The sequence below is a fragment of the Methylobacterium nigriterrae genome (assembly GCF_037106235.1).
GTDB lineage: Bacteria > Pseudomonadota > Alphaproteobacteria > Rhizobiales > Beijerinckiaceae > Methylobacterium > Methylobacterium nigriterrae.
Map to the genome: position 1 here is coordinate 1 of NZ_JBAWTG010000202.1, position 6,085 is coordinate 6,085.

At 66.8% G+C, this 6,085-nt stretch carries 8 protein-coding genes and 1 pseudogene; 2 read left to right on the top strand and 7 right to left on the bottom strand.

The window, feature by feature from the left end; all coding sequences use genetic code 11:
* Positions 1-95 precede the first annotated feature (95 nt).
* From WDW90_RS34015 to WDW90_RS34030, 4 genes are read right to left on the bottom strand one after another with little or no spacing between them, the layout of a single operon-like run.
* Positions 96-1,253, bottom strand: coding sequence for a DUF4344 domain-containing metallopeptidase (locus tag WDW90_RS34015; protein ID WP_336492111.1), 1,158 nt, complete (start codon positions 1,251-1,253; stop codon positions 96-98).
* A gap of 17 nt (positions 1,254-1,270) precedes the next feature.
* Positions 1,271-1,630, bottom strand: a complete 360-nt coding sequence (locus WDW90_RS34020) for a PRC-barrel domain containing protein (RefSeq protein WP_336492112.1) — start codon at positions 1,628-1,630, stop codon at positions 1,271-1,273.
* The gene (locus WDW90_RS34025) at positions 1,591-2,358 is read right to left on the bottom strand and encodes a helix-turn-helix domain-containing protein (protein ID WP_336492114.1); all 768 of its coding nucleotides are present in this window, start codon (positions 2,356-2,358) and stop codon (positions 1,591-1,593) included. Before WDW90_RS34025 ends, WDW90_RS34020 begins: the two co-directional genes overlap by 40 nt.
* Positions 2,303-2,608 carry an AraC family transcriptional regulator ligand-binding domain-containing protein gene (locus WDW90_RS34030; RefSeq protein WP_336492122.1) on the bottom strand — a complete coding sequence of 102 codons (306 nt, stop codon included), beginning with the start codon at positions 2,606-2,608 and terminating at the stop codon, positions 2,303-2,305. Before WDW90_RS34030 ends, WDW90_RS34025 begins: the two co-directional genes overlap by 56 nt.
* On the opposite strand from WDW90_RS34030, the gene WDW90_RS34035 reads away from it, so the two are divergent.
* Positions 2,495-2,797, top strand: coding sequence for a hypothetical protein (locus tag WDW90_RS34035; RefSeq protein ID WP_336492124.1), 303 nt, complete (start codon positions 2,495-2,497; stop codon positions 2,795-2,797). The two genes, WDW90_RS34030 and WDW90_RS34035, sit on opposite strands and share 114 nt — an antisense overlap.
* A 545-nt stretch (positions 2,798-3,342) precedes the next feature.
* Positions 3,343-3,774 (top strand): universal stress protein, encoded by a 432-nt coding sequence (locus tag WDW90_RS34040; protein WP_336492116.1) that lies wholly within the window; start codon positions 3,343-3,345, stop codon positions 3,772-3,774.
* 174 nt (positions 3,775-3,948) lie between these two features.
* On the opposite strand, the gene WDW90_RS34045 is transcribed toward WDW90_RS34040, so the two are convergent.
* The 3 genes and pseudogenes from WDW90_RS34045 to WDW90_RS34055 form a co-directional block, all read right to left on the bottom strand.
* Complete coding sequence (locus tag WDW90_RS34045; protein ID WP_336492118.1) at positions 3,949-4,911, bottom strand: S1C family serine protease; 963 nt, start codon at positions 4,909-4,911, stop codon at positions 3,949-3,951.
* A 9-nt stretch (positions 4,912-4,920) separates the two neighbouring features.
* Positions 4,921-5,298, bottom strand: a pseudogene (locus WDW90_RS34050) (response regulator transcription factor).
* A partial coding sequence (locus WDW90_RS34055; protein ID WP_336492120.1) for a S1C family serine protease occupies positions 5,295-6,085 on the bottom strand: 791 nt, incomplete at its 5' end. The pseudogene WDW90_RS34050 and the gene WDW90_RS34055, both read right to left, overlap by 4 nt.

Below are 6,085 nucleotides of genomic sequence, written 5' to 3' on the forward strand. Positions count from 1 at the left end.
GCGCAGATCGACGGACAAGGTTGTCGGCATGGCCTCCTCCTTGCCCCATCAACCCTCAGCCGCCCAGCACAGCTTCCGATCGGACGAGCCCCGCTCTAGGGCCACATGGCTCGTGAAATTGACCTGCAGGAAGAACGCGATCTCCTTGTCGGTGAAGTGGCGCTTCGCGCCGAAGAACCTGCGATAGAGCGACTGCGCAGTCGTGTGTTCGACGGCAGCCAGCATTCGTTCCCGGTCATCCGGCCGCAGCGCTCGGATTTCCAGCGTCCGGCCATCGCGCAGGTGCTCGACCGCCGAGTAGTGCGACAGGTCATCCATGACAGTTCCCCTCCTCGAAATTGCCGCCGCTCGCCTCGCGAGTAGTCGTGGCGAGGTTTGCGCGCCGTGATGCCGTTTGCCGCGGCCACGCGGGCCTTGGCGTCGCCACTAACGAGCCCAGCGGAAGCCTCGGCGAACCCGCTCACGCTCCATGCGGCCCCACGCAGGTGGCGCCGGAACAGCCTGTCCAAGGCGGTTGCCGCCTGATCATACTCGGCGCCGCAGTTCTCGGCCCGCTCCTTCGGCAGGTCACCGCGGTCGACGAGACAGTGGAAGGCGCGCTCGTCCGATCCGTAGGCGAGGCACAGCAGGTTGTAGAGGCGCTGCTGGAAAAAAGTTCGTGATTGTCGGCGAGGGCCTCCTTCTCCGGCTTCTCCTCGGCGCCGTAGCTCGCGGAGAAAGGCGCTGCCGTTGATGATCTGCCGCGCCCAGGCGGGCCTGAGGCGCAGCAGGACCAAGGCGGCGAGTTGGTCGGCGGCGTCCTCCTCCCGGCCGAGGACGGGCACGTCTAGCAGATGGAAGTGGGCGTGACCGGTGTCGTGCAGGAACACCTGCGCGACAGGGCCAACGATGGCCTCGTGGCGGGTCATGCCGGCGAGAGAGGTGTCCGTCGGAGCCCGCTCCCGCACGTCCTGAATGAATTCGTAGCAGACCGTGACCGACGGCGTCTCGGGCGCGTACCAAGCGTTGGCCTCACCGTCGCATTCGGCGAGGCGAAGAGTGAGGGCCTGAGGCAGCCGAACGACGCTGACGATCTCGCGCAGGCCCTCAAGCAGGCGCCGCGCCCGCATCTCGCGGTAGATTGCCTGCGCTTCAGTCGCCTTTGGGGCTTTGTAGACGACGCGGATGCGGCTGCCGCGGGCGGTTCCGGGCCAGGCCGGACGGGCGCAGGGGATGAGTGCCACAGCAAGGACCAGGAGAAGTGCCCGGATCATCGTCCGGCCTCCGGTTCTCAGAGGGCCGGCATCGCCCGGATGGTCTCGCGCGTGCCGCTGACGGTCAGGTCGTTGTCGAACTGATGCATGAGAGGGACTGGGACGCCGATCTCCCCGCCGCCGAGCCAGCGCCGGCGCGCAACAATCGCGACGAGCGTGTTGCCGTCGGCCGAGACCCGCACATCCTGCACCCGGCCCACGACGAGCTTGTGATCGGCATAGAGCCAGCGTCCGCGCAGCGTCGGGACCAGCGAGGCGGCGCCGATCTGCATGCGCGCGTCCGCCCGATCCACGAGGGACGAGCGAGCCTCCTGCGCGCTCGCTTCGCCCGCGAGCATCACAAGGGCGCAGGCCCAGGCGCAAACGGGCTGCTGCATCTGCTGTCCCTCCTCCCTCGCGGGTGAGGATCGGCGTGGTGTTGGTCGTTCTCCAACTCCGGTTGGTTGAACTGCCGCCATGCACTTGGCGCCATGCCCGACCAGCGCCGAAAGGCGTGCGTGAAGCCGGCAGGCTCGGAAAAATCCAGGGCGGCCGAGATCTGTGCGAGGCTCATGCTGGTGTCGGTCAAGAGGTGCCTCGCCACTCGGAATTGTGCCTCATTGGCAAGCCGCCGGAAGGTCGTGCCCTCGGCCCTCAGGTGGCGGTTCAAGGTGCGGCGGGTCACCAGTCGCAGGCGCGCCACGCGCTCCGCTTTGCAACGCTGCCGCGTCACCTTGGTCTGAAGGTACTGGCGAAGCTCATCCGTCAGCAAGGAAGGCTCCGCCGCCTCAAGCCGGCGGATGCGATCTTCCGCCCTCCGGCGCACAGCCGAATCCGCGCTTGGGACCTCCTGCTCCAGGAGTGCGGCCGGGAACACCAAGGCGGCGGTTTCCTGATCGAAGCGGACGGGCGCGCGAAAGAAGCTGGCATACGGGGCGGAATCGCGCCGAGCCGAGCGCGGCAGCAGCACCTCCAGCGGCGCCCAGTTGGGGCCATACAGCGGCCGCAGAATGTTGGTCACTGTGGCGAGCGCTCGCTCCAGATGCAGAGCAGCGCCCCCGGCCTCAGGCTCATGCGGGGCGTAGCTGAGGACGGCGACGTCGTTGTGGACACCGAGGCCGACCATCGCCCCCCCGGTCTCTCACGCATGCATGCGCTTCCAGAGACCGCAGGGCGTCACCCACTGAGCCGCAGTTGCGCAGCAGCAGGCCGAGAAGGCCGAGCGAGGCCAGCGTGGTTCGCTGCCCGACAAGCAGCCAGAGATGGGGGCAGCGCGTGCGGTCGGCAGCCAGAGCGATCAGGTGACCGAGTGCGGTGAACGGGACGAGCTTGCTGTTGCCGTCGAAGAGCCGGGGATCGAGGCCTACCTCGTCGATGAGGCTGCCGAGATCCGCGTCGAGTTCGACCAGAACGGTGTGGAGCGTCTGCACGACACCGAGATGAATAAACCCGACAGGAAGAGCATTCTCATCGCGTTAAAATCTTCGGCTGTGACAGCATCATCTCGGCGGCCATCGGAATGTATTTCTACAGACGGGGACATGAGCCACCCTCTTGCCTTCTAATCGAAGCAATGCATATAATCTCGCTTAATCAAGCATAGCAATGGAATGTCTTCTCCACACGAGTATTCAATCTGACAATGTCTGGCGGCATGCATTTTGAACGCGCGCGAATAGGGGGCGATGCACAGCGCGGCTGGGATGTTAGGCGTTCCAGAACGCCCGTCGGCGGAAGCCGTGCTGCCTCTACTCCCGACTCAAACGGTGCGAGTGCAGGTGCTTCAGAGTGGTGCGCAGATTGCCCGGCAGGCACCGGGCAGACGGCGGAGGGCAGGTCCGCTCGATGAGCCGGGCGAGGACATGGACCTGCGGCCCGTGCCGTTGGTGGGCTGCATCAAGGAGGCGTCGACCGACCACAGGCGGCACCGTTACTAGAGGGCCTGCGCACGCGATGGCGAGTAGCGGCCCGCGCCGAAGCAATCGTTCTGAGCGGCCATCATGGCCGGGTGCCGAGTCCCGGTCCTACTGCTATAAAGCGGAACGGGCCCTACGGGTCGGCCCCGAACGACCACGCGAGCGTGACTCGCGGATTGCTGGGAGAGATCCCGATGTACCAGCACATTCTCGTCCCTACAGACGGGACGCCACTTTCCGCTTCGGCCGTAAAGGAAGCTGTATCGCTCGCCAAGACTGTCGGGGCGAAGGTCACAGTGCTCACGGTCGTCCACCGGCTCCCGACATTGGCTTTTGCACCGCCGTACCCGCACGCAGATGAGTTTAGGCAACATGCACATGCCGACGCCGAGCGTAGGCTCACTGAGGCCGAGCAGGAAGCCAAGCGGGTCGGTGTTCCTTGCGAGGTCGTGAAAGTCGAGGACCGGCAACCGTACGAAACCATTATTGAGACCGCCGGGGCCCGCGGCTGTGACCTCATTGTCATGGCCTCGCATGGCCGTCGTGGCATTTCCGCCCTCGTCATTGGCAGCGAGACCATGAAGGTTCTCACGCATTCCAAGGTGCCCATTCTAATCTACCGTTGACCGTCTGCGAGCTGCGCCTGCAATCACGAGGCCGTGCAGTCTTTCGATCTGCTGCGGCCGAATTGGTACGTGCCCGACATCGCTCTGCGCCTGCGCTGCACCGCCTGCGGCGGCAGGTGGGCGACGACGTACCCCAAGATGGGCTAGGGGCAGAAACGCACAGCCAGGAAGGATCTACAGGTTTCGCTCACGCGGCCTGACCGCCCGCTCCTCGACACAACCTTCGCGCAGAACGGACAGAACGACCGAGCGGTCGAGGCAATCAGCATCGAGCAAGCAGCTCAAATCGTCAGCCCCGCCGATGGCATGGCCATCCAGGCTGATGATGACATCACCGGCCCGCAAACCGCCGGCAGAAGCCGGACCACCAGCTTCGACCGCGCCAATCCGCACGGCCCGGGGACCCGCCCCAATCGCGACGGCAATGCCGCGCGGCAGCGATACGGTCTGAGCCACGATGCCGAGATGCGCACGGCGCACCCGACCGTGGCGCAGAAACGCACCGAGCGCGAACCGCGCCGTGTTGCTGGAGATGGCAAAGCACAGACCCTGTGCCCCCCCAATCATGGCCGTGTTGACGCCGACTACCTCGCCGGTCGCGGACACGAGCGGACCGCCGGAACTGCCGGGGTTCAGCGCCGCATCCGTCTGGATCACGTCATCGATCAGGCGCCCATTGCGTCCGCGAAGGGAACGGCCGAGCGCCGAGACGACCCCAGCCGTGACGGTGGACTCGAAGCCGAGCGGATTGCCGATCGCGACGACGAGGTGGCCGCGGCGCAACGACTTGGAATCGCCGAGGGAGGCTGCCTTGGTGCCCGGTGGCAGCCCAGCCCGCAGCAGTGCCAGATCCGTGTCGGGATCGTTCCCGATGACCTCGGCCTCTGCTTCGGTGCCATCTGAGAGAGCAATGCGGACCCGCCGAGCCGCTGCTACGACGTGGCTGTTGGTGAGGATCAGCCCATCGCCGGCCAAGATCGTGCCCGAGCCGAAGCCGCCTCGCGGGCCAACGCGGTTCTCGATCCGAACCACGGCAGGGCCGACGCGGTCCGCAGCTTCCGCAACGGTGCGCGAGTAGGCATCGAGCGGCAGCTCGCATCGGCGGTCGTCGGCGAGATGGTCCGTCTCCGCACGCATGTTCCGTTCCTAAAGGTGGATGACGCCGAGCCGGGCGGCATGCGCGACCGCTTCGGTCCGCCCGTCCGCGTCGAGCTTGTCGAGCAGAGCGCCAACGTGAAACTTGGCCGTGTGGACCGAGATGCCGAGCTGACGGGCGATGGCCTTGTTCGAGGTGCCCTCGGCTAGAAGGGCCTACACCTCCAACTCGCGCGGGGTGAGTTCAGCATCCGGGTGCGGTCCGGCCTCCGGCTCGGCCGGGACCACAGAGACGTCGGCCGGTTCTCCGGGGCTCACAAGGCGCAGCCCGGGCAGATCCGCCAGCAGGGCAGCGAGGCGGTCAGCCAGTGCTGGATCCGGCACGGCGAGCGCGACGAAGATTGGCCGGCCATCATCCGGTCCGGTCACGGTGCCGGTCGCTCCGCGACGGTGAGCTGGACCTGCAGGTCGGCGCCGGCGCGTCGCAGCGACAGCGCGATCGTTCTGCCGATGCTGTCGGGGCCGAGATCTTGCTGCACAGCTCTGAGGCTCCCGACCGATTTTCCGTCCCAGCCCGTGATGACGTCGCCTTGCAGCAGGCCGGCCCCCGCGCCTGGACCGTCGGCTGCGACGCTCATGATCATCACGCCAGCCTCACCATCGGGCAACCGAATCGGCTGCAGGCCCAGACCGAGATAGCCCCGTGCGATCCGCCCATCGATCGTCAGCTTGGCCGCGACGCGCTCGATCGTGCCGGTCGGAATAACAAGCACGCGTCGACGCGGCCCGAAAACCGCCATTCCGAAGGCATCGCCCTGTGCATCGACGACAAGGCCGCCTTCGGCTTCGCGTCGCAGCGCCATGCCGAGTTCAATCCGCGCATCGATGCTGCCGCCGCGCAGCGAGCGCCAAGCTGGTCCAACCAGCGCGACCGTGCCGAGTGCGGCCAACGGCTGGCTCTGGGCGCTTCCAACGGCAACTACCAGGCCGCCGGCTGCGACCGCGGGCGCCGACAGCGTCACCGGCCGAAGGTCGGCCTCGACGCGCAGAAGCGCGACGTCCGTTGAGGGATCGCGCCCGACTATTGTTGCAGCCGCGGTCGAGCCGCCAGGCAGGCCGACGCGGATCTCGCCATCGTCGGCGAGCGCTTCCTCTGCAGTGATGATCAGACCAGGCTGCCACGCGAAGCCGCTCGCCCGAGAGCGGGGCGAACGGA